This is a genomic window from Porphyromonas sp. oral taxon 279 str. F0450, assembly GCF_000292995.1.
GTDB classification, from domain to species: Bacteria; Bacteroidota; Bacteroidia; order Bacteroidales; family Porphyromonadaceae; genus Porphyromonas; species Porphyromonas pasteri.
The window spans coordinates 23,522-49,196 of sequence record NZ_ALKJ01000005.1; the positions used below are offsets into that span (position 1 = coordinate 23,522).

At 57.2% G+C, this 25,675-nt stretch carries 21 protein-coding genes; 2 read left to right on the forward strand and 19 right to left on the reverse strand.

From position 1 onward, the window contains the following. The first annotated feature begins 20 nt into the window (after positions 1-20). Complete coding sequence (locus HMPREF1323_RS00280) at positions 21-482, forward strand: MarR family winged helix-turn-helix transcriptional regulator (protein ID WP_009432138.1); 462 nt, start codon at positions 21-23, stop codon at positions 480-482. 107 nt (positions 483-589) lie between these two features. Here HMPREF1323_RS00280 and HMPREF1323_RS00285 read toward each other — a convergent pair whose 3' ends face one another. The 19 genes from HMPREF1323_RS00285 to HMPREF1323_RS00375 form a co-directional block, all read right to left on the reverse strand. Continuing rightward, the gene (locus HMPREF1323_RS00285; RefSeq protein ID WP_044123804.1) at positions 590-2,473 is read right to left on the reverse strand and encodes an amidophosphoribosyltransferase; all 1,884 of its coding nucleotides are present in this window, start codon (positions 2,471-2,473) and stop codon (positions 590-592) included. A gap of 126 nt (positions 2,474-2,599) precedes the next feature. After that, positions 2,600-4,453 (reverse strand): membrane protein insertase YidC, encoded by a 1,854-nt coding sequence (gene yidC / locus HMPREF1323_RS00290; protein WP_009432151.1) that lies wholly within the window; start codon positions 4,451-4,453, stop codon positions 2,600-2,602. A 70-nt stretch (positions 4,454-4,523) separates the two neighbouring features. Then, positions 4,524-6,146: a CTP synthase gene (locus HMPREF1323_RS00295; RefSeq protein WP_044123806.1), complete on the reverse strand. Its 1,623-nt coding sequence runs from the start codon at positions 6,144-6,146 to the stop codon at positions 4,524-4,526. 479 nt (positions 6,147-6,625) lie between these two features. Further along, complete coding sequence (locus HMPREF1323_RS08905) at positions 6,626-7,420, reverse strand: DUF3575 domain-containing protein (protein ID WP_009432163.1); 795 nt, start codon at positions 7,418-7,420, stop codon at positions 6,626-6,628. A gap of 53 nt (positions 7,421-7,473) precedes the next feature. Beyond that, positions 7,474-8,265, reverse strand: coding sequence for a hypothetical protein (locus tag HMPREF1323_RS00305; protein WP_009432157.1), 792 nt, complete (start codon positions 8,263-8,265; stop codon positions 7,474-7,476). 804 nt (positions 8,266-9,069) lie between these two features. After that, positions 9,070-9,477, reverse strand: a complete 408-nt coding sequence (locus tag HMPREF1323_RS00310) for a 2-amino-4-hydroxy-6-hydroxymethyldihydropteridine diphosphokinase (RefSeq protein WP_009432159.1) — start codon at positions 9,475-9,477, stop codon at positions 9,070-9,072. Between the two features lie 2 nt (positions 9,478-9,479). Further along, the gene (locus HMPREF1323_RS00315) at positions 9,480-10,550 is read right to left on the reverse strand and encodes a bifunctional 3-deoxy-7-phosphoheptulonate synthase/chorismate mutase type II (protein ID WP_009432142.1); all 1,071 of its coding nucleotides are present in this window, start codon (positions 10,548-10,550) and stop codon (positions 9,480-9,482) included. 24 nt (positions 10,551-10,574) lie between these two features. Beyond that, the gene (locus HMPREF1323_RS00320; protein WP_009432152.1) at positions 10,575-11,948 is read right to left on the reverse strand and encodes a DUF7033 domain-containing protein; all 1,374 of its coding nucleotides are present in this window, start codon (positions 11,946-11,948) and stop codon (positions 10,575-10,577) included. A gap of 10 nt (positions 11,949-11,958) precedes the next feature. Further along, positions 11,959-13,083, reverse strand: a complete 1,125-nt coding sequence (locus tag HMPREF1323_RS00325; protein ID WP_009432162.1) for an endonuclease/exonuclease/phosphatase family protein — start codon at positions 13,081-13,083, stop codon at positions 11,959-11,961. 22 nt (positions 13,084-13,105) lie between these two features. Then, the gene (locus HMPREF1323_RS08910; RefSeq protein ID WP_009432170.1) at positions 13,106-13,885 is read right to left on the reverse strand and encodes a rhomboid family intramembrane serine protease; all 780 of its coding nucleotides are present in this window, start codon (positions 13,883-13,885) and stop codon (positions 13,106-13,108) included. 7 nt (positions 13,886-13,892) lie between these two features. After that, positions 13,893-14,582, reverse strand: coding sequence for a rhomboid family intramembrane serine protease (locus HMPREF1323_RS00335; protein ID WP_044123807.1), 690 nt, complete (start codon positions 14,580-14,582; stop codon positions 13,893-13,895). Between the two features lie 226 nt (positions 14,583-14,808). Then, complete coding sequence (eno, locus tag HMPREF1323_RS00340) at positions 14,809-16,089, reverse strand: phosphopyruvate hydratase (RefSeq protein WP_009432153.1); 1,281 nt, start codon at positions 16,087-16,089, stop codon at positions 14,809-14,811. A gap of 249 nt (positions 16,090-16,338) precedes the next feature. Beyond that, a complete protein-coding gene (locus tag HMPREF1323_RS00345; RefSeq protein ID WP_009432156.1) occupies positions 16,339-18,954 on the reverse strand; it encodes a hypothetical protein in 2,616 nt (871 codons plus the stop codon). A gap of 29 nt (positions 18,955-18,983) precedes the next feature. Continuing rightward, positions 18,984-19,868 (reverse strand): GLPGLI family protein, encoded by an 885-nt coding sequence (locus tag HMPREF1323_RS08915; protein ID WP_052312343.1) that lies wholly within the window; start codon positions 19,866-19,868, stop codon positions 18,984-18,986. 39 nt (positions 19,869-19,907) lie between these two features. After that, positions 19,908-20,789: a GLPGLI family protein gene (locus HMPREF1323_RS08920; RefSeq protein WP_009432168.1), complete on the reverse strand. Its 882-nt coding sequence runs from the start codon at positions 20,787-20,789 to the stop codon at positions 19,908-19,910. Positions 20,790-20,806: 17 nt separating this feature from the next. Then, positions 20,807-21,685, reverse strand: coding sequence for a GLPGLI family protein (locus tag HMPREF1323_RS08925; RefSeq protein ID WP_009432154.1), 879 nt, complete (start codon positions 21,683-21,685; stop codon positions 20,807-20,809). Positions 21,686-21,697: 12 nt separating this feature from the next. Further along, a complete protein-coding gene (locus tag HMPREF1323_RS08930) occupies positions 21,698-22,576 on the reverse strand; it encodes a GLPGLI family protein (protein WP_009432148.1) in 879 nt (292 codons plus the stop codon). 39 nt (positions 22,577-22,615) lie between these two features. Continuing rightward, positions 22,616-23,074, reverse strand: coding sequence for a hypothetical protein (locus HMPREF1323_RS09270; protein ID WP_009432131.1), 459 nt, complete (start codon positions 23,072-23,074; stop codon positions 22,616-22,618). A 127-nt stretch (positions 23,075-23,201) separates the two neighbouring features. Continuing rightward, the gene (locus tag HMPREF1323_RS00375) at positions 23,202-23,555 is read right to left on the reverse strand and encodes a hypothetical protein (RefSeq protein WP_009432167.1); all 354 of its coding nucleotides are present in this window, start codon (positions 23,553-23,555) and stop codon (positions 23,202-23,204) included. A 651-nt stretch (positions 23,556-24,206) separates the two neighbouring features. On the opposite strand from HMPREF1323_RS00375, the gene tyrS reads away from it, so the two are divergent. Continuing rightward, positions 24,207-25,499: a tyrosine--tRNA ligase gene (gene tyrS, locus HMPREF1323_RS00380; protein ID WP_044123816.1), complete on the forward strand. Its 1,293-nt coding sequence runs from the start codon at positions 24,207-24,209 to the stop codon at positions 25,497-25,499. Positions 25,500-25,675 lie beyond the last annotated feature (176 nt).

Consider the following 25,675-nt stretch of genomic DNA (forward strand, 5'->3'; position numbering starts at 1 on the left):
TTCGAAGATATATACATCGTATGTCCTCACCTTCACTCCTTCTGGAGGATCAGCTTTGCTTCCGCTTCTACACGGTCGTTCGGCTGATCACACGCCTCTACCAGCCTCATCTCGACCGTCTGGGGCTTACCTATCCGCAGTATCTGGTCTTGCTCGTCCTGTGGGAGCAGGACGGGGTGCCCCTCAGTCACATCGTAGATCGTCTGGGGCTGAATACGAATACGCTCACGCCTCTGCTGAAGCGTCTCGAGGCGGCGGGCTTCGTCACGCGTACGCGCGGTACGGTCGATAGTCGGCAGGTGATCCTCTGTCTTACCCCTCAGGCGAAGGCCTTGCGTGAGGAGGCTGAGGATATCCCCTCGCTCTTCTCCTGCAAGCTGCGAGATGCAGGCTGTGCCGAGGGTGAACTATCGGCACTCCGTGAGCAACTCGATCATCTGATCTCACGCTTGGAGACTCTCACTCAGACCGCAGGAGTATAGCTCTCTTCTCAATAGGGATAAAGCACCCCGCCCCACACCGTAAGCCTGATGGCTCGTGGTGTGGGGCGGGGTGCTTTGTATGGATTATGGGGCGGAGTGGGGGGCGCTTACTTGCGGTAGTCCTGCTCGATGTAGTCGATGAAGGCCTTGTTCACCAGGTGTGAGCCGCCAGCGGTGGGGTAGTTGCCGCTGAAGTACCAGTCACCAGGGTGCCCAGGGATCGCTGTGTGTAGCCCCCCCATGCTCTGGAAGACCAGCTCGACCTCGGCCTTGGTGTCTACGGGACGAAGGAGCTCGACCATCTTGCGAGAGATCTCTTCGGGGGAGAAGGGAGCGTAGATGGCCTTGACGACATTCTCCACGTGCTTGTTGTGTGAGACGCTCTCCAGCTCACGTGCCTTCTGATACTGCTCCTCGAGGAGGTACTGCATACCTCGCTCCTCGATGAGGGCGATAGCGGCGCGGAAGGCGATGAACTCCTTCATCTTGCTCATGTCGATGCCGTAGTAGTCGGGGTAGCGGACCTGTGGGCAGCTCGAGACGATGACGATCTTCTTCGGGCCCAGGCGGTCGAGGATACCGATGATACTCTGGCGAAGGGTCGTCCCACGCACGATGCTGTCGTCGATGACGACGAGGTTGTCCACGCCACGCTCTACGGTGCCGTAGGTGATGTCATAGACGTGTGCTGCGAGCTCATTGCGGCTCTTGCCCTCGGAGATGAAGGTGCGGAGCTTGATGTCCTTGATAGCGACCTTCTCCGTGCGGACGCGTGCGGAGAGGATCTCACGCAGGGCTTCGTCGGAGAGTGAAGGCGTGCTCTTGATCTGTCGGAGCTTCTCCTCAGTGAGGTGCTTGTCCAGCCCCTCGATCATGCCGTAGTAAGCGACTTCGGCGGTGTTGGGGATGAAGGAGAAGACCGAGTGGCGTAGGTCGCCACCGATAGCACGGAGGATAGCGGGTGTGAGCTGCTCACCGAGGGCCTTACGCTCGCGGTAGATGTCGACGTCACTACCACGAGAGAAGTAGATGCGCTCGAAGCTACAAGCCTGATCCAGCTTAGGCTGGATAATCTGCTCGGTGCGGACCTCGGCAGTGCGATTGACGAGGATAGCTTGCCCTGGGCGAAGCTCGGTGATCTGCTCGGCGGGCACGTTCATCACCGTCTGGATGACGGGGCGCTCAGAGGCCAAGACGACGACTTCATCGTCGATATAGTAGAAGGCTGGACGGATGCCGTGGGGGTCACGCATGGCGTAGGTCTCGCCGCTACCCGTCTCACCGCACATGACGAAGCCCCCGTCCCAGAGGGGGGCACACTGGCGCAGGACGTTCGCCAGGTCGATGCGCTCCTCGATGTAGTGCGTGATGTCCATGCCCCTGAGGCCGTGGGTACGGCTCTCTTTGAAGAGACGCTCGACCTCGCGGTCAAGGCGGTGCCCAAGCTGCTCCAGGAGGATATGCATATCGGAGACGTGGCGGGGATGCTGGCCGACGGAGGCAATGGCTTCGAAGACGTCGGTGACGTTCGTGAGGTTGAAGTTACCGCAGATGGAGAGGCACTTGGCACGCCAGTTGCTGCGGCGGATCATGGGGTGCACGTAGGTCAGGCCGCTCTTGCCCGTCGTGCTATAGCGCAGGTGTCCCATGAGGCAGGAGCCAGCGAAGGGTAGGTAGCGCTCGGCATAGGCTGCATCGGCGAGCTTCTCTGCGGGGACGTCAGCGAAGGAGGCGTAGACGGAGTTGAAGATCTCTTGGATGGCGGAGGCACCTTCGGCGCGCTCACGGAAGAGATATTCGTCACCAGGAGCCGCGTGGAGCTTGACGACAGCGAGCCCAGCACCCTCCTGACCACGGTTATGCTGCTTCTCCATGAGGAGATAGAGCTTATTGAGGCCATACATCCAGGTGCCATACTTCTCTTGGTAGTAGGCGAGGGGCTTACGCAGGCGGATCATCGCCACGCCACATTCGTGCTTGAGGGGTTCCATTGAGTGAAGGGGTAAATCTATGTATGGAGTCGGTATAGAGGAAAGAAGTAAAGATGCGCATGCCTCCCGCAGCGGGAGTATGCGCATCTTTGACTTATCTATTTGTGCATAGGAGAGTGCGGAGGATTAGCGCTTGCCTTGCTTCTGGGCTTTGCGCTGCTGCTCCTGCTGGAGGCGCTGAGCTTCCTCGAGGCGCTGCATCCACTTGGACTTCTTGCGGGGCTTCTTCTTGTTCTCTTCGAGCTGGCGGAGGAGCTTGTCCTCGTTGAGCGTCCAGCGGAAGGCGAAGTACTGCAGGATGGTGATGAGCGTAGAGACGAAGTAGTAGTAGCTAAGACCCGAGGCGTTCTGGTTGAACATGAAGAAGAACATGATCGCCATTATATAAGGCATCATCTTCATGCCGGCCATACCTTCGCCTGAGGGGCTCTGATTCATCGTGTAGCGCGTGTAGAGGATGTTCGTCACCGTCATCAGCACGCAGAAGAGGCTCAGGTGGTTGCCTAGGAAGGACGAGATGAGGGGGATGTTCGCATGCCACGAGATGACAGCATCATAGGTAGAGAGGTCGTCAGCCCAGAGGAAGCCCTGTCCACGCAGTAGGATGGAGGTAGGGAAGTACATGTACAGCGCGATGAGGAAGGGCATCTGCAGTAGCATAGGCAGACAGCCGCTCATCGGGCTGGCACCAGCAGAGCGATAGAGATTCATCGTCTCGGTCTGACGCTTCATCATCTGATCCTGCTCCTTGCCAGGGTACTTAGCGTTGATGGCCTCGATCTGAGGACGCAGCACACGCATCTTCGCCTGCGACATATAGCTCTTGTAGGTGAAGGGCCAGAGAAGCATCTTGATGAAGAGCGTCATCAAGAGGATGATGATACCCCAGTTCGACAGGAAGCCAGAGAGGAAGGTCACCACGGGGATGATCAGATACTGGTTGATCCAGCGGAAGACGCTCATGCCGAGGTAGACGAGGTGGTCGAGGTGCAGGGCGTTTGCCTTGTCGACACCTTCGTCATAGCCCTTCAGGAGGTCGTAGTCGTTGGGGCCGAAGAAGAACATGAAGGGCACGACAGTCTCCGTCTCCTTGACAGAGATGGGGAAGGTCCCCTTGAAGTCGCCGGAGCGGACGTAGCCGCTACCTTCGCCCTCGGTCTTGAGGGTGAGCTTATTATCCTTGAAGCCCGTAGCCGAAGCGATCAGTACGGAGCTGAAGTACTTGTCCTTGAAGGCAACCCAGCGCAGCGTCTCTTGGATATCTTCGTTGGCTTCGCTGGTCGTCTCGAGGCGGTCTACATCGCCCTGAGGGTAGTGGTAGTAGATACCGCTATACTGCCCCTCGAACTTCCAGGACTGCTCCTGCTGGGGGATGCGCTGACGCCACTCGATATCCTGCAGCGCAATATTGACGGGGAGGAAGCGACGAAGCTCATGACCGCGGATGGTGAAGTCCACGCGGTAGTCGGAGCTGCGGAGCTTATATACGTAGTCGAGGTAAGCTGACTCGTCGAGCTGCATACGCAGGGTAGCAGTGGAGTCGGTAGCTTCGATGATGTCGAAGTTAGCATCAGCCGTGCTCACCATACGGTTGTCGAGCGTGCGCAGGGGGAGGTCCAGACGCGTGTCGCCCTTACGGAAGAGATGTACGGGCTTCTTCGACTGGTCGAGGTAGTCTGCGAGTACGGCTTCGACAGGGGCACCACCACGGGTGGAGATGGAGAGAGTGAGCTTCTCGTTCTTCAGTACGATGACCTTCTCTTCCTTAACCTGCTGGTAAGGGGGGAGGATGGGAGCACCCGTGCTGTCGAGGGCGGCGGTGTCAGCCGTGGCCTGTGGGGCAGCGGGCTGCTGGTCTACGACGTGGGTGGTATCCGCTGGTGGCGGTGTCTGCTGAGTCGGGTCGGGCTTGCTGAACCAGGTGAACCCGATGAGTACGGCCCCGATGAGTAGGGCTCCGATGAGTGTATTCTTATCCATTAATCTATACTATGCCTCCACACGCGCCAGTGGGGCGCTGGAGGCGGTGTGATACAGTCGCGGGGGGCTCTTAGGCCTGATGGCGCTCGCCACCGTGCTTGATCGCCTCCTTCACGAAGGCGAGGAAGAGCGGGCTGGGGTGGAGTACCGTGCTACGGTACTCGGGGTGATACTGCACGCCGACATACCAAGGATGTCCGCTGAGCTCTACCGTCTCGACGAGCCCCGTGTCAGGGTTCTCCCCTGCACAAATCATGCCAGCTGCTTCGTAAGCCTCGCGATACTGGCTGTTGAACTCGAAGCGGTGGCGGTGACGCTCACGGATGAAGTCCGAGCCATAGGCGGCAGCGATCTTCGACCCAGGGCGCAGTACGCAGTCGTAGCCACCGAGACGCATCGAGCCGCCGAGGTCGGAGATGCTCTTCTGCTCTTCCATCAGGTCGACGACCTTGTGTGTGGTCGAGGGGTCAATCTCCGTGGTGTGGGCATCGCTCCAGCCCAAGACGTTGCGGGCGAACTCGATGACCATGCACTGCATGCCGAGGCAGATACCCAGGGTGGGGATGCCGTGCTCACGGGTATAGCGCAGGGCGACGAACTTCCCGTCGACACCGCGCGAGCCGAAGCCCGGAGCTACGACGACGCCATCGACACCACCCAAGAGTTCGGCTACATTCTCCTCAGAGACCTTCTCGCTGTGTACGGAGATGAGGCGGAGCTTGCGACCGCTGTAGGTAGCAGCCTGCAGGAGCGCTTCGTCGATGGACTTGTAGGCATCTTGCAGCTCGACGTACTTACCGACGAGGGCGATGGTGACGACGTCCTTAGCTTCTTCGCGCAGGGCGAGGAACTTCTTCCACTCCTTCAGCTCGGGCTTAGCCTCGGGCGTGATACCGCTCTTCTTGAGCACGATCTCATCGAGATGCTGCTCGCCGAGAGCCAAGGGTACCTGATAGATGGTGGGGACGTCGACACTCTGCACGACGGACTCTGCTGAGACATTACAGAAGAGTGCGACCTTGCGCAGGATGTCGCTGCTGAGTGTGTGCTCAGTGCGCAGGACGAGGATATCGGGCTGGATACCGACCTCCTGGAGCTGCTTGACGGAGTGCTGGGTGGGCTTGGTCTTCACTTCGCCAGCCGCAGCGATATAGGGGACGTAGGTCAGGTGGACGCACAGGCAGTTCTGCCCGAGCTCCCACTTGAGCTGTCGTACGCTTTCGAGGAAGGGGAGGGATTCGATATCGCCGACGGTACCCCCGATCTCGGTGATGACGAAGTCGTACTGCTTCTTGAGACCAAGGAGCTTGACGTTGCGCTTGATCTCGTCGGTGATGTGGGGGATGACCTGTACGGTCTTGCCGAGGTAGTCACCCTTACGCTCCTTGCGGATGACGTTTTGGTAGATACGCCCGGTGGTGATGTTGTTGGCTCGTGAGGTCGCTATATCGAGGAAGCGCTCATAGTGTCCGAGGTCGAGGTCGGCTTCGTGCCCGTCATCGGTGACATAGCATTCGCCGTGCTCGTAGGGATTGAGGGTGCCTGGGTCAATGTTGATGTAGGGGTCGAACTTCTGTATCGTGACGCTGTAGCCACGTGCCTGTAGGAGCTTGCCGAGAGAGGCAGCTACGATCCCCTTGCCTAAGGAAGAGACGACGCCCCCCGTGACGAAGATGTACTTTGTTTCCACTATGCGCTATTATATATCGGATGAAGCGTACTCCAGCTATGGCCACACGCCCCTTGCCTTGCATGTGGTAGGGACGAGCTGATAAGTACTCCACCCAAGTTACCCTGCAAAGATACGCTTTTTACCCGCTTTGCTCCTTCCCTTGTCGTGTGTGCGGCAAATTTCTCCGACGTCTATTACTACCCCTGCCTACCACGATAGAGAAAACTTCGAGATGCTGGCCTTCCGTAGCTCCGTCTTCTGCAGGGAAGAGGGGGCTTCTCTGGGTGCTTCCTTTTTTCTATAGAAGGCAATGAGGTACAAAGGACTATTGGTTTGCGCTGTCCTGCTCGGGGGAAGCTCTTCATCCCTTCCGAATAAGATGCCCCACTTAGGAGCAAAACAAAGGCTACACCCGAAGTCTGACTTCGGATGTAGCCTTTGCTATGAGGGAGAGAAAGGGAGGACTTTACACGAAGGGGCGTGTACTCTTCCCGTCCGCCTTAGAAGCGGAAGCCAATGGATACTCCCATATCGAAGATGTCAGATGCCTGCTTGATCTTTGAGACCTTGACTTGGGGCTGTGTGGCGTCGAAGGTAAACACAGCATCCGTCATATCTCTGGGGATATCTTGACGAAGAGCCTTTTCGACCTCTGCGTGGCTAACTGCTGGAGTATAGGTGCCTGTAAGACTCCCGCGTGTGAAGCCACGCCCGACACCGAGGATGTGCCAGTCTAAGACGATGTTCTTTCGTCGCCCGAAGAGCCATTGTGCCCCGATGCTGAGGCCGTAGCTATGTGTCGTGGCCTGACCGTCGTAGTCGACGCTGATATATTGCATCTTGTCGTCCACCACCTTGTACTGGGCATATATATGCTGGCGGGTGAAGTCGCTATGCTGGAATCTGTAGTAGCCCTGTATGTAGAAGCCGTGTCCTAAGCCTCCATTGAGATACCATCTTAGCTGGGGCGAGATGGCTACATACTTCGGCTGCTCGGGAGAGAATACGATGGAGTTACTGAGAGCATAGCTGCGGTAGTGGAAGGCTCCTGACTGCGTCCCTGTAGCACCCTCAGGGGTGAAGTAGAGACCGAGCTGGGCACTGACTCCATGGGCGAGGAGGCGCTCGACCTGAAGGTTGAGCTTCCCGACGACATCGCTCAAGGGGTCGGTCTTGACGATGGTCTTCCCATCAAGGAGCGAGTAGAGCTGGGTAGGGTCGGGCTTGGGCGCTTCCTGTGCCAGCACGGGGAGTGTGCCGAGGCTAAGCATAAGGGCAGTAAGTGTCTTTCGCATAAATCTATGTAGATATGGCTGGAGCTTTGCGCCCCAGCCTAATAATGAACTCGTTAGAAACGGAAGCCGATGGAGAGCCCCATGTCGAGGATATAGGACTGGTACTTGATCTTCGATACCGTGATCTTCGGCTGTGTGGCATCGAAGGAGAACTCAGTGCCCTCTCCTTGGTTAGGGAGCTCTTCGCGGATGCGCTCTGTGAAGCTCTGCTGGTCGAGGGCTGAGGTATAGCTCCCCGTGAGCTTGCCTCGGACGAAGCCACGGCCGATCCCAGCGATGTACCAGTCTAAGACGACATTCTTTCTCCGGCCAAAGAGCCACTGTGCCCCGACGCCAAAGCCGAAGCCATGCATCGTAGCTTGGCCATCATATACCAGCGTAAATTCAGGTGTATTATTGCCAATTAGAGTGCGGTGTGCGCTGATCTCTTGGTTGGTAAACTGAGTGTGCTGGTAGTGATAATATGCCTGCATATAGAAGCCATACCCCAAGCCATCATTAAGATACCATCGTACTTGCGGCACGACAGCGACATACTTGGGCTGGAAGGAGTAGAGAGCTATACTACTCGTCACCGAAGTGATGTCGTTGAAGGCTCCGAACTGTCGCCCTTGATTGGCCTTAGGAGAGGCGAAGACGGATAGCTGTGCGCTAAGCCCATCGGTGATGATGCGCTCGACCTTGAGGTTGAGGTTCCCGAAGATATCGCTGAAGGGGTTGGTCTTGATGATAGTCTTCCCATCGAGGAGCGAATAGGCCTGTGTGGGGTCTGGTTTGGGTGTCTCTTGCGCCAGCACGGGTAGCGTGCCGAGAGCAAAGAGCAGGGGGGTAAGTCTCTTGATCATGATGGATAGAGGTATAGATCGTGTCGTATCGTACCGCTAAGTTAGTGAATTCAGGGAGTTTTTTCTGCAGGTATTTTGCTGTGGTGTAAGTCGTCGGGGGAAAGAGCATTGCGGGGAGGGGAAAAGGAACCTGTATTGGTCGCTGTCCCGACCACTATTGGAGACCATTGCGCAAGGCCATCTCTTCACAGCTTGCACTTTCCCTCCTTCGAACTTCTCAATCTAAAGACTCCGATTTTCGAGGGAAGAAGGTGCGAGTAATGAAAAGGTGATCTTGCACAATAGTCTCAATAGGTATATGGATGCGTAGGGTAGAGCTATATAGGATGGCAAAGTGACCTCTATTTAGTTTGTTGCTCCGCGTAGGGATAAAAGTTGCGGATGAGTGGTAGATAAGTTTGGGCTACGTACGTGGTCCTAATATCTACGTACGTGGATATTTGAATTGACGTGCCTGGTCTTTAAGACTACGTGCATAGATAAGGAAAAACCACTACGGGAAGGCGCCTTTTCCTTCGCGAGAAGGACACTTTTCTCTCCGCTGGATGAGAGGAATACGCGCGATAAGGCGAAGGGCTTGTGTATTTCTTTGAAAGGGGCATATCGGGGAGGTGGGCGTACGATACCTTAGCACAATAAGTAGGGGTTAGGACTCTATGCAACAGGCTCAGTACTGGTAACTACTGGTGAGCAGTACTACTTCGCTCGGTGACCAGTACTGTGGTTGCTTTTACCTCAAGATACGACGAGCTGGCAGAGGGCTGTGAGCACTCTGTGAAGTCTTGGGTGAAAGAGAAGGTGGGGTTATTCCTCGGGGAGGAGCGGTTCACCGAGGTCGCGTAGGCCTTCGATGAGGTAAGGGCGTGTGATGTCCCGTGGCTTGAGGATCTCCCGATCCCAAGTGATGAGGTCGATGTCCACGGGGATGGCTTCGGGGTGCTTCTTGCGCTGCTCGGGGGTACGCCCTGTGCGACGCTCCAGTGCCTTGAGGTGTGAGGCGAAGGTCTCCAGCTCCATGCTTGTCTTTCCTACGACGACTTGGTCCGTAAAGAGCGCATCGGAGAGCCCGAAGCTGATGGGGGCGGACTCGCGAGCTGGGGAGAAGGTAAGGCGCTCCAGCCCGAGACTGCGGAGCCCCGCTTGGGCCAGAGAGAGGTGTTTCTGTGGCTCACTATTAGAGCCTAAGGTCAAGACAAAGCGATGGAGCTTCATGGTCACTTGCTATCGGTATGCTGGGTGTGTACAGAGGCCTCGTGGATCGAGCTGAAGAGTTCCCTGAGGAAGCCTTCATCCAGCCCCAAGGCTCGGCCCTGCGCCAAGCGGTCCTCCAGCAGATTGCGGTAGCGGTCGGGCTGTACGATAGGGAGGTGGGCACTGGCCTTGATATGCCCGATCTCTTCGGAGACGATCATGCGCTCCCGCAGCAGGCGCAGGAGTTCGGCATCGATGTGGTCTATCTTCTCACGTAGCCCGCTGAGCATGCGGTCATCGGTCGGGTGGGCTGGGCGGAGATCCAGCTGGGAGAGGATGGTGATGAGGTCGGTGGGGGTGAGCTGCTGTGCGGCATCGCTCCAAGCACTCTCGGGCTCGGGGTGCGTCTCGACCATCAGGCCGGAGAAGTTCATCTCCAGCCCCATACGGCTGACCAGCGGTACGAGGTCTCGGCGCCCAGCGATATGGCTGGGGTCAACGAGGATGGTAAGCTCGGGGTGACGACGGCGTAGCTCTATGGGGATTTGCCAGAGGGGCGCATTGCGATAGAGCCCCTTGGCGTAGGTGCTGAAGCCACGGTGTATAGCCCCTATCTGAGGGATACCTGCTTGGTAGAGGCGTAGGAGAGCACCTTCCCACAGCTCGATGTCGGGGTTGAGCGGGTTCTTCACCAGCACGGTGACGCGCTCTCCGCTGAGGGCTTCGGCAAGCTCTGCCATAGCAAACGGGCTTGTCGTCGTGCGCGCTCCGATCCAGAAGGTATCCAGCCCAGCAGCGAGTGCCTCCTCCACATGGCTGGCGGAGGCCACTTCGGTGGCGACCTGCATACCCAGCTCACGCTCGACGCGCTGGAGCCAAGGCAGTCCTTCGCTACCTACCCCCTCAAAGGAGCCCGGGCGTGTGCGGGGCTTCCATAGGCTGGCACGGAAGAGGCGGATACCTCGGGCACGCAGCGCCTCGGCTGTCGCGAGGGTCTGTGCTTCTGTCTCGGCACTACAAGGGCCAGCAAAGACTATATAAGGGAAGGGAGAGGGATGACGGAGGGTGAGTGGGCGGAAAGGGGAGGCTTGCATGGGCGAGCGAGTGAGGGGCTGGGACTACGCTTGGGACTCTGCGCCGAGCTCTTCGATGAGACGGAGCATAGAGCGATAGAGGACGGAGTGCCAGGGGTGGGTCTTCTGCGAGAGCAGGTCGTTGTGCCAGAGGAGCGTGAGCTCGCCGTTGTATCGTGCTGTCGTGCGGATGAGGTCGTGTGCGATGCGCTCGGCTTCATCTTGCTCCAGCGCCATGTAGCGCTGATCACTCAGCGTCAGGTCGCGCAGCACGAGAGGGTGGAGGATGAGCTCTGTCAGAAGGCGGGTATTGGGATTGATGAACTTTACCGGACGGCAGGTGCCGAGACGGAAGCCGACGACATCGGCATAGCCCATCGAGTAATCATTGCGGAAGCCCGAGACGTAAGCCTGAAGGAGGTCCTCGGGCTCGCAGGAGGTGAGCTTATTGTGTCGCAGGCCACAGGGGCGCTGATGGAAAGCCTTCTCGAACTGATGGCGCTCCTTGCTGATGAGCTCCGACTGGTGCCCCGCGGCATAGCTACACTGCAGCGCCAAGAGCACCTTGTGCTTGGCGGCTATCGAAAGGATACGACGGAGGTAGAGGGAGTGGAGGCTATAGTAAGGCTTATCCAGCGGATGGCGCGAGGACATGCGGATGAAGAGGAAGATATCCGATCTATCCCGACCCAAGCTATCGCAGGTATTACGATCCCACTTGAGGAACTTGGGGAAGGTGAAGTAGTCGTCCTCGACATCTGCTGAGAAGCTCAGGCGTGCAGCCTCTAGGGGACTCTTCTTCTGCTTGAGCCATGCACGTAGGAAACTTCTCCAGCCACGATAGTTGTACGGGCGGGAGAGGTCGTGGGTGAGGTTGACTCTGCTGAAGGTCTGGGGACGCTCCTCGAGGCGCAGGTTGTGGTGCTCAGCGATGCCCGTCTCTAGGAGGATTTGTCTGAGTGCCTCGCCGTACTCGTCGATGATGGGGCGGTGCAGGAAGCCTGCTCGATAGGGGAGCGCACTCTTCCCTGGGAAGCGGCCATAGGAGTCACGCTCACTACGTCGGTACATCTCCTCATAGCGGGAGATGAGGAAGTAGGTCGAGGCGAGGAGGTCGGCATGGATGATGAGCTGACTCCCGTCAGCGCTCCACTCCTCTCGGGGCTCGCCGAAGAGTAGCGGTATCCCTCGCCACGTCTTCAGAGGGAGGGTAGGCATCGACTCCTTGGTGCCGTAGACGTCCATCTTGAAGAAGCCCGAGGGGATGATGACGATGGGATAGAGCTTCATCTGCTCAGGATCGTCGGTATAGCCGATGGCTTCGAAGCGGCGCTGGAAGCGATCGTCACCTTCACTCTGTACCCAGAGCGAGCCGACGAGGAAGTCAATGAGGTACTGGCGTATCTTCTTGCTGAGCATGGGTGTGGGATTACTCTTGTACTGGGCTCAAGCTGAGCACGGCCTCGATAGGATGGTGATCCGATTCGCTGGCGGTCTTGTCGACCTCGCAGCTGATAGCACGGAAGGCAGATCCGTAGAGGATGTGGTCGATGCGCACGATGAAGGGGCGCGTCTTGAAGGTAAAGCCGAAGCCATTGCCACGCTCGACGAAGGCGTCCTTCAGCCCTTCGGCGATCTTACGACGGGTATAGGAGAGGGGCGTGTCGTTGAAGTCGCCACAGACGATGACACGCTCGGTGCCGTAGCTCTGTATGAGCTGGTGGATGACGTTCGCCTGTACGCCATGGGCACGGAAGGTCGGTGCGAGCTTTGCACCCATGGCGTCCTTCAGGCGGACGGCATCGCCTTGAGAGGCCAAGCGTAGGTAGTCCTCGCCATCGACACGGCGCAGATGGAAGGACTCGAGGTGCACATTGATGATGAGTGTCTCCTCGCCACGGATGAGCACCTTGTAGGCTATAGCTCCGTTGACCCAAGAGTCGATAGGTATCTCCTTGGTCTCGGTGATAGGGTACTTGGAGAGAAGCGCGAGGGTACTCCCACCACGATTCACGCGATTCACCTGGATATAGGGATAGTCCTTGTCGAGATAGCTACGCAGGGTCTTCGAGACGACACCTGCCCAAGGATTCTGATTGAGCATCGCCTCCTGTAGGCAGACGATGTCAGCACCACTGCTTTTGATGTACTGCAGGATGGCGTTGGGGCTGGTCTTGGTGTGGGGCTTGAAGCCGAAGGCGCAGACGTTGTAGGAGAGCACGCGTATCGCATCATCTTCGTCGCCGAGGATCTTTGCCGAGCGGCTGATGGGGAAGTAGGTGAGGAGCTGTGGCAGGGAGATGAGCCATACGACTCCGACGAGGATGAGGCGCTTCTTGTCGAGTGCGATGAGCCAAAAGAGGCTCACGAGGAGCTGTGCTAAGAGAAGGCCTGGGAAGAGCAAGCCTAAGAAGCTTGGGAGGATCCAGGTCTTCGGTGCTATGTACCCCGAGTAGGCCCCGATGAGATAGACCCCAGAGATGAGAAGTGTCCCCACGAGAAGGATGACCCGTGCGACGCGTGAGCTGAAGGTGAAGAGAGCGCGAAGCTTCATTATTTGGTTGCTGTGGGGTAGGTTAGTTCTTGTCTTTGGGGAGGTTCTTCATCAAGCGACGGCGCTCCTCTGGGCTTAGGCTGGAGAAGCTCGAGTGACGGGTCTTGCGTAGCAGCTCCTCTCGGTCGCTGGTAAAAACGCTTGCGGGGTGCTTGGCTTGCTTGCGGTAGTAGAGACCGCAGGCGATACCGAAGAGGAGCCCGCCGAGGTGCGCCAAGTGTCCGCCTAAGTTCCCTCGCCCAGCACTGAGGAAGACGAGGAAGAGGAAGACCCAGAGTGCGATGGGTGGGACGCGATTTCCCGTAAAGCGCAGGGTGAACGAGGAGAAAATCTTACGATCTACCATGACTGCCGCAGCGCATACGCTGAGGATGGCTGCTGAGACACCTTGCAGCGACAGGGGAGGGATAGTCTCTGCACCGAGGAGCTGGTAGCCTAAGAGGTAGGTCAATGCCCCTGCGATGATACCTCCGATATAGGTCCAGAGGAATCTGTGTGTACCGAGTCGATGCGCCATCACGGGGAGGAGCGCATAGACCAAGCACATGTTGCCAAAGAAGTGGAAGAAGTTTAGGTGGGGGAGGGCATACGTGACGAGCGACCAAGGATGGTAGAGTACCTTGTCCCACTCGGGGTAGAATGAGAGCGAGAGCCCGAGATCCCACCAGCGTAAGGGTGTGATGAGCGTGCAGGCCCAAGAGGTCAGCCCGATAAGGAAGTAGGCGAAGGTGTGTAGGATGAGGAGGCGCATGACGATGCTCCCCTCTTGCCAATACTCTTTATATAGCTTCTGCCAGTTCATCGAAGACCTATCGGATAACCCCCTTCTTACGCCAGAGATAGATGAGGATAGCCCCGCCGATCATCCCACCGAGGTGAGCGAAGTGGGCTACCTGACCCCAAGTGTTGTGGATGCCAGCGAAGAGCTCAAAGGCGCCGTAGAGGAAGACGAAATACTTCATCTTCAGCGGTATGGCGAAGCCAATGAGGACGTATGAATTGGGGAAGAGTACGCCAGAGGCAAGGAGAATGCCGAAGACAGCTCCCGATGCCCCCACGGTATTCAGCATACTGAGGAAGGTGTCGAGTGGTACGATCCCCGATGGGAGCTGTACGCTCGCGTACTGCACGACCTCGCGTAGCTCATAGTACCAGCTCAGCTCCTGCACCAGCCCTGCACTAATACCACAGAGCAGGTAGTAGATCAGATAGCGCTTGCTGCCCCAGAAGTACTCGATGCTCGAGCCGAACATATAGAGCGCGAACATATTCGACAGTACGTGCTCGATGGACGAGGTGCTGTGGAGGAACTGATACGTCAGGAGCTGCCACACTCGGAAGGCTGAGGACTCGAAGTAGTGCAGGCCAGCGACCTCCGCAAGGTCAAAGCCTCGACGCAGTAGCAGGACTGAGGCGAAGTAGATGATGAAGTTGATGACGATCAAGTTGCGGGTCACTGGGGGAGCCCAGCGAGTCCAGGCGGAGGAGGACTGTTGCATACAGCGCTATGGAGTGATGATGGAGTCTATCTATATATGGGGCTCTCGGGGATGTACTCACCTGAAAAGCCCCGTCTCACAAAGATAACTATTCTTCCCCGCTTCTTTGTTGCACAGCAGGAAGCGAAATAGCCCCGCAGGAGGTCATCCTGCGGGGCTATTTATATCCTACGGCTTCGGTGCGCGGGCAGGGTTGCCTCAGCGCAGATGGGCCGTACGGTGTGGACTACTTGATGCGCTTGTAGCCGTAGACAGCGAGGTCACCGAGCTCTTCTTCGATGCGGAGGAGCTGGTTGTACTTAGCCATACGGTCGGTACGGCTGAGCGAACCGGTCTTGATCTGACCAGAGTTCGTAGCTACAGCGATGTCAGCGATCGTAGCATCTTCCGTCTCACCAGAGCGGTGTGAGGTGACGGAGGTGAAGCCGTGGCGGTGAGCCATGTCGATAGCGTCGAGGGTCTCGGTGAGCGTACCGATCTGGTTGACCTTGATGAGGATCGAGTTACCGCAGCCCTCGGCGATACCGCGACGGAGGTACTCTACATTCGTGACGAAGAGGTCGTCACCGACGAGCTGGATCTTCTTGCCGAGCTTGTCGGTAAGCTTCTTCCAACCTTCCCAGTCGTTCTCAGCCATACCGTCTTCGATAGAGTCGATGGGGTACTTCTCTACCAGCTGGCTGAGGAACTCAACCTGCTCGTCGATCGTGCGCTTCACACCGTGGTCACCTTCGAACTTCGTGTAGTCGTAGATGCCATCCTTGAAGAACTCAGAGGAAGCGCAGTCCATAGCGATGGTGATGTCCTTACCGGGGACGTAGCCAGCCTTTTCGACAGCCTTGAGGATAGACTCGATAGCGTCTTCCGTACCATTGAGGGCAGGAGCGAAACCACCTTCGTCACCTACAGCGGTGCTGAGTCCACGGTCGTGGAGGACCTTCTTCAGTGCGTGGAAGACTTCGGCACCCATGCGGAGACCTTCGCGGAAGCAGCATGCACCCACAGGGCGGATCATGAATTCCTGGAAAGCGATAGGAGCGTCAGAGTGCGAGCCACCATTGATGATGTTCATCATAGGTACGGGCAGTACATAGGTGTTCGTGCCACCGATGTAGCGATAGAGGGGGATGTCGAGGTACTGAGCGGCAGCCTTAGCGACGGCGAGAGATACACCGAGGATAGCGTTAGCGCCGAGGTTACTCTTGGTCTTGGTGCCATCGAGAGCGATCATCTTCAGGTCGATCTCACGCTGGTTCAGGGCGCTCATGCCGTAGAGCTCAGGTGCGATGACGTTGTTGATGTTCTCTACTGCCTTGAGGACACCCTTACCGAGATAGCGACCCTTGTCGCCGTCACGGAGCTCGAGAGCTTCGTTTTCGCCCGTGGATGCACCGCTGGGTACAGCTGCACGACCGATGATACCACACGCAAGGTGTACGTCTACTTCTACTGTGGGGTTCCCACGGGAGTCGAGGATCTCACGCCCGACGATCTTGATAATTTCCATAAAACTAATTCGAATTAGCAAATCTGTCTATATAGACTTTTCTGTCTCCTACAAAGGTACAACGAATATATGATATTCAACTGCCCGAGTTACAAGAGAATGGACAAGGGGATAAGGGCGCTCCTCTACACCCTATTTAAGGCCTTTCAAAAGCGACACTCTCGGTAGCGGAAAAGCGCCCCACAGCACCTCTTTTTGTGGTGTGCTGTGAGGCGAAGGTGGGGGAGAAAGGACTAAGAGATGAGAGCCTTAGATGCGAAGCGTAGCCGTCACGATGAGCTCGCGGGGGCGGAGTGGTACGGCGAAGCTCGAGATGTCGGTGGCGGAGAGGCGGGTCACTCGGTAGGAAGTCTGTCCCCATAGGTTCGCTAAGCGTGCGGTGAGCTTGATGCGCTTGCTGACAGTCCAGGCGGCGTCGAGGTCACCGAAGAGGGTATGCTTGTACTCTCTCGGAGCGACCTCATTCATCGAGTGGACGACCTGCAGGCCGAGGAGCCAGCGATCACCGAGGGGGAGGCCTGCCTCAAAGCTCTCACGCAGGGAGAGGACGGGGCGTAGCTTCGTCAGCGGATGATGTATCCATAGACTGCTGAGCTCGAAGGTGTAGGCCAGCTCCAGCGGCGAGAGCTTGTTGCACGTCATCGTGAGGCTGGGCACGAGGAGGTCGCTCTGGATCTGATAGACACGCTGTGCCTGTGAGGAGATGTAGCTCGAGTGGCTGTATCGTAGCTCGGCATGTAGGCTCAGCCCGAGTGGTGCGATGGACTTGTCTACGACGCCCGCTGCGGAGAAGGTCTGGCGGTGGTGCGTGCTGTCGATGGGGATGCTCACCGTGCGGTCAAGACTATATGTATAGTCACGGTAGTAGCCGCGGGTCGTGTAGCTGTAGCTCAGATGGAGGTAGGTGAAGAAGAGCTCCAGCGGATTGCGATAGGTGAGGCGGAGCGAGCTGGAGAGGGTCTGCTGACTGTAGAGGTGCTCGAGACTCTGGTAGTAGAGGCGGTAGCCTCGTCTCTGGGTGCTGGGGCTGTAGTAGCCGTCGAGGTCGGGGCGCTCGGAGTAGCTCCCACGTAACCATAGCTCCCCGTGCTGCCCGAGGCTCGCCCTCATACTGAAGAAGGGGGCGATACGTAGGCGTGTCGCCTCATCGTGGCGCATACCTACCTGAAGCATCTCCCGCTCGAGGGTCAGGGGGCTACCCACCGAGAGATAGAAGCCCTCGGGGCGGTAGCTGAAGGACGCGTCCAGTGCCAGAGAGAGGTCGCGGTAGCTGCAGGAGCGGGCGAGGCTGGCGTAGGGCGTGTCAAAGCTCCGTAGGTCGGCCGTGGCTTCCAGCCCCGTGTGAAGTGCGGTGGTACGGGAGAAGTGGAAGCTCGTCGAGGCTTGATGCGTTGTGTGAAGCTGGGTGATGCGTCGCTCTTCGTAGAGCGTCTGTGTGGGGAGTGCCGCCTCGGTCCACTCGCCACGGAGCGTCTCTCCTGCGGTGTACCCACGTGTGGAGGAGACGAAGTCAAGGACCGTACCGCCTAAGCGGAGGGTCGTCTGCAGGGCCGCTTGGAGCCAAAGCGGCTCCTGCCGTAGCCCCAAGGTGTACTCGCGGCTATTGGAGTGAAGGCCCTCAGCTTGGTCGGAGCGTCTGCCTCCGAAGCTTAGCTCTCCTACGAGATAGCGCTTGGGTGCATTGTGCTCGTAGCGCAGGGCGGCATTGTAGTAGTTGGGGCTTAGGGTCTGCTGTGATGTCTCGTAGAGGTCGAGGGGTGTAGTGCCGAGGTAGTGGGTCTCGCTCTCGGAGCTGAGACGTCGGCGGTCGTGGTAGCCCGAGACGTTGATGCGGAGGTTACTGTATTCCCCGAGCTTCTGCAGGTCATTGATGCCCCAGTTGAAGCCTCTGTCATCGAGGTAGCGCCCGATGTCGAGGGGGGGGCGCTGTGGGGAGGAGGTCTGTAGGGCGGTCGAGGGAAGGGAGATCTGCGGAAGGCCACTCCCTGCGTCGTGCTGCTGCTCGAAGTCTGACGAGAGATCTATCCCCGTATTATTCCCCTTGAGTGAGGTGATGAGCTGGTTCGTCGGTGAGGCCTGCATGAGGAAGGCTTTTCCCTCCCAGAGCGGCGCAGGCAGGCCCGTTCCTGCTGAGACTTCCCCGAAGGGACGGAAGCGTGAGGCCTTGCTCAGACGGATGTTCAGCGCTGCCTGGTCGCTGGAGACGAGACCCTGTAGGACGCGCTTGTGCTGATTGTGCTCGATGACTTCGACCTGATCGACGGCATTGATGGGGATGTTGCGCGAGGCCTGCGTGTAGTTGCTGCCCAAGGGATCTTGCCCCTCGATGTAGAACTTATTGATCGGCGTACCCTGATACTCTATTCGTCCATTCTCCTTGACTTCTACCCCGGGGAGCTTCTTGATGACGTCCTCGAGGTAGCGGTCACGCTTGCCTGCGAAGGCCTTGACGCGGTAGCGGAGCGTGTCGCCCCGCACGGTGATGGGGCGTGCCTTGATATGTACCTCACGTATCGGCGTCGTCGAGGGCTGGAGACGCACAGTGAAGCTATCTCCCGAGAGCTCGCTGATGCGTAGCTCTTGCTTCGTATAGCCTAAGAGGACGAAGGAGAGGAACTGGTCTTGGGGCGTGAGGCGAAAGCGTGCCTCGCCCTTAGCGTCACTCTGCATGAAGGCCGTGCGGTGCCGCTCGCCGTCCCATGCTGAGCAAAGGACGTCGACGATGGGGGCACCCGTCTCGGCATTGACGATGCGGGCAGTCACGTGGCGCTCACTCGTCTGCCCATGCGCTTGTCCTGTGGGGAGCAGGAGGAGCAGCGTGAGGAGGCACCATAGGAGTCGGGGCGTGTAGTCGTAGTGTCTCATAGTGGTATCGGGTAAGGGCGGAGACGTATTTACTCCAGCTCGATAGGGTTGTAGGGCTTAGGTGGCTTGGCGGTCTTCTTCCCCTGGACGTTGATCTTCGGTGTGCTGTAGCCCGAGGGGTTCGCCATATAGTTGCGGATGGCCTGCTGGAGGCGCACTCTCGTCGTCTTGAAGTAGGACTTCTTCTTGCGGTAAATGACCTCCCCGAGCGGAGCGCGCTCGAAGCCCTGTAGGGTGAAGACATGGTCACGGTCCTTATCATAGATACAGGTGATGAGCCCAGGGAGTCCTCTGAACTTATACGGGCCATAGCTCAGCGGGATCTCCTCGGTGTACCAAGCCGTGTAGTCGCGCCCTCGGTAGCGAGTCTGGGCGCGGTGGCAGGTGTATCCTGCGATGATGCTATCTCCTGCGACCAGCTCCCACTGCTGCTGGGGGATACTATCTACGTAGGTGAAGTAGTCGGTGACGATCCGATCGAAGTACTCCATCTTCCCCTCTCTCTGAAGGAAAAGTATGTGGCTATCCATGACGGAGCTCTTGCTTGCCTTATGGTGTCCTGGGACGAACTCTTCAGGGGCCTTGCCCGTCTTGACTCCATCGTCAAATATCGAATCAGCCAGCAAGGTCCCATGGTCTATATAGCGCTGGGCCGTTTCACCGATTTGCAATACTTGCGTCCATTCATAGGCTGGCGCCATGCTTTTCGCAACAGGATGGTACTCTGCTTTATAGAATGCACGATAGAGGTTGGGCTCAATGACGTCCTTGCTTACGGTGTCAGCCTTCATTGATTTGAAGGCACGTATCAAGCTCTCGATGAATGGGGCCATGTTGGTCTCTTGTGCCTCAGCGCTCATTACGGAGAGGATGCACATACAGAGTGATAGGACGATGCCTCGGAGGAGTCTCATTGTCTTCATATAGGGCGGAGAGAAGTGGGAGAGGGGCTTTTACTCCAGCTCGATCGGGTTGTAGGGCTTGCTATGATGCTTGATGGCTTTGCTCTTGGGGTCACGGACGACGATGTCGGAGGTGAAGAGGTCGGGCTGATCGTGGTAGTTCCTCTGGAGCTTCGCCACCACTTCCCGCTTGGTCTCGAACCACCACATACGTCGCGCTTCCTCGTAGATGTAGTCCTCTGACGGAGCTTTCTCGAAGCCTACGAGCGTATAGATATGCTCGCGCTGGGTGTCGTAGATGCAGGTGATGAGGCCAGGGAGACCACCGAACTTAAAAGGCCCATAGGGGAAGGGGATCTCCTCGGTGTACCAAGCGATGTAGTCTCGTCCACGGAAGCGCGTCGTGGCCTTGTGGCACGTATAGCCTAAGATCGTGCTATCGCCCCGCGCCATCGTCCACTGGAGCTGGGGGATGGGCTCCGTGTAGTGGTACTTGTTGATGAAGATCTTCTCGTGGGCATTGATCATCCCCTTGGAGCGGTCGAAGATGAGCTTCAGATTAGATAAGGTGGCTTCATAGGCAGCGTCACTCTCCGCCTCAAATTCCCCATATTTCTTCCTCGCCTTCACCGAAGCATTCCATATCGAGTCACTACGTAGCGCACCATAGTCGAGGAAGGCTTGGTAGCTCTTGCCTATCTGCAGGACCTGCATCCAGTGATAAGCCTGGGGGACAGACGGGTCGTCTCGGTACTGCTTCTCATAGTAGGCCCGATACTGCGCGTAGTCGAATATGGTCATCTGCATGGAGTCACTTGGCTCATATACATAGGTGTAGTCGGGGAAGACCTTGGGCTTTTGCCCTGTAGCAGGAAGGCTTAGGCACCCCATCCCGATAGCGAGGAGGAGGGTGCGGAGAATGGACTGTTTCATAGCTCAGCAGGGGTGATTTATTCTAATTCGATCGGATTGTAGGGCTTGGACTTGCGCTTGATGGCCTTGTTCCTGGGGTCTGGGGTGAGGATGTCGGGGGTGAAGAGGTTGGGCTGCTCGTGGAAGTACTTCTGTTGCTTCGCCAGCACTTCCCGCGTGGTCTCGAACCACCCGCGTCGCACATTCTCATAGATGTAGTCTTCCGAAGGGGCTTTCTCGAAGCCTACAAGCGTATAGATATGCTCGCGCTTGGTGTCGTAGATGCAGGTGATGAGGCCAGGGAGTCCGCCGAACTTAAAGGGCCCGTAGGGGAAGGGGATCTCCTCGGTGTACCAAGCGATGTAGTCCCGCCCGCGGAAGCGCGTCGTGGCCTTGTGGCATGGGTAGCCTAAGACCGTGCTATCGCCCCACGCCATCGTCCACTGAAGCTGGGGGATGGGCTCAGTGTAGTGGTACTTGCTGAGGAAGATCGCATCGTGAGCATTGATCATCCCCTTGGAGCGGTCGAAGATGAGCTTGAGATGAGAAAAGGTGTCATCTGCGGCGGCACGACTCTCCGCCCTAAACTCGCCATAGCTTTTCCTACCCCGCGCCGCAGCACGCCAGATGGAGTCTCTACGTAGTTCGCCATAGTCGAGGAAGGCTTGGTGGCTCCTACCTATCTGCAGGATCTGCATCCAGTGATAGGCTTGCGGATCAGTGGGGTCATCTCGATACTGCTTCAGATAGTAGGCTCGGTAGAGCGCATGATCGAATATGTTCGTCGGGGTGCTGTCACTCGGGGCATATACCCTGCTGGGATCAATATCTGCTTTGGGCGCTAGCCCTGTGGCGGGAAGGCTCAAGCACCCCATCCCGATAGCGAGAAGGAGGGTGTGGAGAAGCAAACGTATCATAGCTATGCGGGGTTATTCCAGCTCGATGGGATTATAGGGCTTGGGCTTGCGGTTGATCTTAGTGCCAGGGGCTGGCGTGATAAGATCGGACTTGAAGAGGTTTGGCTGCTCGTGGAACTGTCGCTGGAGCTTATTGACCTCCTCGCGTGTGCCCTCGGCGGGCTTGCGTCGCCCGTTGCCGTAGTAGATGTAGTCTAAGGCGGGGGCTTTCTCAAAGCCTACAAGCGTGTAGATGTGCTCGCGCTGGGTGTCATAGATGCAGGTGATGAGACCAGGAAGACCACCGAACTTATAGGGCCCGTAGGGGTAGGGGATCTCCTCGGTGTACCAAGCGACGTAGTCTCGTCCACGGAAGCGGGTCGTGGCCTTGTGGCACGTGTAGCCCAAGATCGTGCTATCGCCCTCGGCCATCGTCCACTGCTGCTGGGGGATGGGCTCGGTGTAGTGATACTTGTTGATGAAGACCCTGTCGTGTGCGTCTAAGACGCCCTTGTTGCGGTCAAAGAGGAGCTTCACGTCGGGCTGTGATTCATCCCTAGCTGCAGACCATTCGGGATGCAGTTCGGCATCACTCTTGCCCGCCTTTATCGAGGCGTTCCATATCGAGTCAGCGCGTAGCTCCCCATAGTTGACGTAGCCCTGATACTTGCTCCCGATTTGTAGGAGCTGAAGCCAGCGATAGGACTTTGGGTCGGAGGGGACATCTCGATATTCCTTTTGGTAGTAGGCTCGGTATTGAGCATAGTCGAAGATGGTAAGCGCTATGGTATCGCTCAAGTCATAGTGCTTGTCGGGTTTTTGGGTAGCTTGAGCTGAAGCGGTCGTGCTGTGGAAGCACAGGCTCCCTATTCCGATCGTGAGGAATAGGGTGCGGAGAAGTAAGGGTTTCATGTGTCGTGTGGTGCTTGGGGGTGTGGGAAGATGCGATGATTAGGATTGGGTAGGGCGGTAGGCGATGTAGAGCGGGCGTTTGCTGCCCTTGCGCTGGATGCGTAGGTAATGGCCTGTGTCCTCCGTAGCGAGGAGCTTGAAGAGCCCAATCTTCGTCTTGTAGAAGTAGCCACTATAGCCGAAGTAAGCTCCCGAGCCGAAGACACGGAGACCATTCATTAAATTGATACCACTTACCTCCGAGATGTCGTAGGCCGTGCGGCTATACCGCTTCGACCATAAGAGCCGCTTCAAGACTACAGTCTCTCCGTCATCCTCTATCGAACGGGGCATAGCGAGGGGAGGGTAGATGAGGCCCAAAGCGCCTGCCCAGAGGACGAAGGCAAACGATGATAAGCCGTCTACCGTCAGCAGAAGGTAAAGGATGAGTGCAAGGGCCCACAAGCCAATGAAGGTGATGACCTTGACGAATGTAGAGTACCTAAATGTGTAGTGCATAGCGCGATTAGATGGAAGTGATGGTGTTGCTTTGCGCTGACACCCATTCTGATGGTGAGGAATAGGGTGCGGAGTAGTGAGGGTCTTGTGGGAGGTGTGGTGCTTGGGGTGGTGTGGGAAGATGTGATTAGTAGGATAGGGCAGGCTGGTAGGCGATGTAGAGTGGGCGTTTGCCACCCTTACGCTGGATGCGTAGGTAATGACCCGTCTCCTCCGTAGCGACGAGATTGAAGAAGCCCATCTTCGATTTGTAGAAGAGGCCACTATAGCAGAAGTAACCTGGCGAGCCAATGATGGCGTAGCTCTTCGTCAGCTCCATACCACTTACCTCTGAGATGTCGTAAGTCGTGCGGCTATACCGCTTCGACCATAAGAGCCGCCTCAGGACTACGGTCTCTCCGTCATCCTCTATCGAACGGGGCATAGAGAGGATGGAATAGAGGAGCATCGTAAAGATCACCCAGCTGTATAGGGCGATCATAAACCAGGAGTGTAATCTGAGTGGATAGCAGATTAGCCCAAGAGCCATCACGCAGAGGGCGGTGTAGACCTTGAGGGTGGTAGAGTACCTAAACGTGTAGTGCATAGCGCGATCAGATGAAAGTGGTGTCGTTGCGTTGTGCTCTTGTGTCTCTGTATTGCATGGAGAAGGGCTTCTCTCCACACTGCAAACCTAAGAAAAAACTTGTAATCAGCAATACCAGAGAAGAGAACCTTGCGATACACGCTGCGCCACCGTGCTATGTGAGGCTCGCTGCTTCGGTGAGAAAAGCTGAGAGCAGTAGTGGAATGACTTCCTACGAGTGCGAATAAAAGTCACGGACGAATGGTAGATAAGCTCTATCTACGTGCGTAGATCTAATATCTACGTACGTGGATGATAGGGTTTACGTGCATAGTCTTTAAGACTACGTGCCTGGATAGGAGAAGACCACTACGGGAGGGCGGCTTTTTCTTCGCGGGGATAGCACTTCTTCCTCCGCTGGATGAGAGAAATCTACGTGATAGGGTGAGTCCCTTTACCCTCAATTAGCGAGCTATCCTCGCGCGTATAGGGGCGCAGGTACGAGGCTTTAGCTATCTTTGTACCACTATACATACAGATAATCACCTCTTTTTAAGAAGAAAAATGATCAACTTTATTGAAGAGCTGCGCTGGCGTGGGATGATCCATGATATGTTCCCAGGCACTGAGGAGCAGCTACAGAAGGAGCGTACCTCTGCATATCTGGGTATTGACCCCACGGCAGACTCCCTTCACATCGGCCACCTCGTCGGGGTCATGATGCTGCGCCACCTCCAGCTGGCAGGCCATCGCCCCATCGCCCTCATCGGCGGTGCTACGGGGATGATTGGTGACCCCTCGATGAAGTCCGCCGAGCGTAACCTCCTCGACGAAGAGACGCTCCGCCACAACCAAGCTTGCATCAAGAAGCAGCTGTCTAAGTTCCTCGACTTCGATAGCGATGCCCCCAATGCTGCTGTGCTGGTGAACAACTACGATTGGATGAAGGACTACAGCTTCCTCGGCTTCATCCGCGACATCGGCAAGCATATCACGGTCAACTATATGATGGCTAAGGACTCGGTGAAGAAGCGCCTCAGCGGCGAGAACTCCAACGGGATGTCCTTCACCGAATTCAGCTACCAGCTCCTGCAGGGCTACGATTATCTGTATCTCTATCGCCACTACGGCTGCCGTCTGCAGATGGGGGGCTCTGACCAATGGGGGAATATCACCACGGGTACGGAGCTGATCCGCCGTATGGATGCTGGTGAGGCCTATGCTCTGGTATGTCCGCTGATCACGAAGGCCGACGGAGGTAAGTTCGGTAAGACCGAGAGTGGCAATGTGTGGCTCGACCCCGAGCGCACGAGCCCATACGCCTTCTACCAGTTCTGGCTGAATGTCAATGATGCCGATGCGGCACGCTATATCAAGATCTTCACGACGCTGACGCAGGAGGAGATCGCAGGCCTCGAAGCTCAGCAGGCTGCCGCTCCCCACGAGCGCGCCCTGCAGAAGCGTCTGGCGGAGGAGATCACCGTCCTCGTCCACGGCCGTGAGAGCTATGATGCCGCTGTGGCTGCCTCGGGCATCCTCTTCGGGCAGGGCACGCGCGAGCAGCTCCAGTCACTCGACGAAGCTACGCTCCTCTCCGTCTTCGAGGGCGTCCCTCAGTTCGAAGTCTCGAAGGACAAGCTGCAGGGTGGTGTGAAGGTCATTGACCTCCTCACCGAAGATGCGGCAGTCTTCCCCTCGAAGGGCGAGCTGCGCAAGCTCATCGCCTCGGGTGGTGTGAGCGTGAACAAGGAGAAGGTCGCCAGCCCAGATGACCTCATCACCTCTGCCCAGCTCATCGCTGACCGCTACCTGCTCGTACAGCGCGGTAAGAAGAACTACTACCTCGTCTTGGCTAAGTAAGCCACTGACACCCGATAACGACGGCTCCCCCGCTACCGCTGGCAGTAGCGGGGGAGCCGTCTTCTTTTGCCCCACTTCGGGGGTGTTACGGATGGAGAGCCGAAGTGCGTGCCTTCTGTATTCAGGTCGGTACCTTCATCGGGGGAGCATAAAAAAGCCACGGGCGCGCTACGATG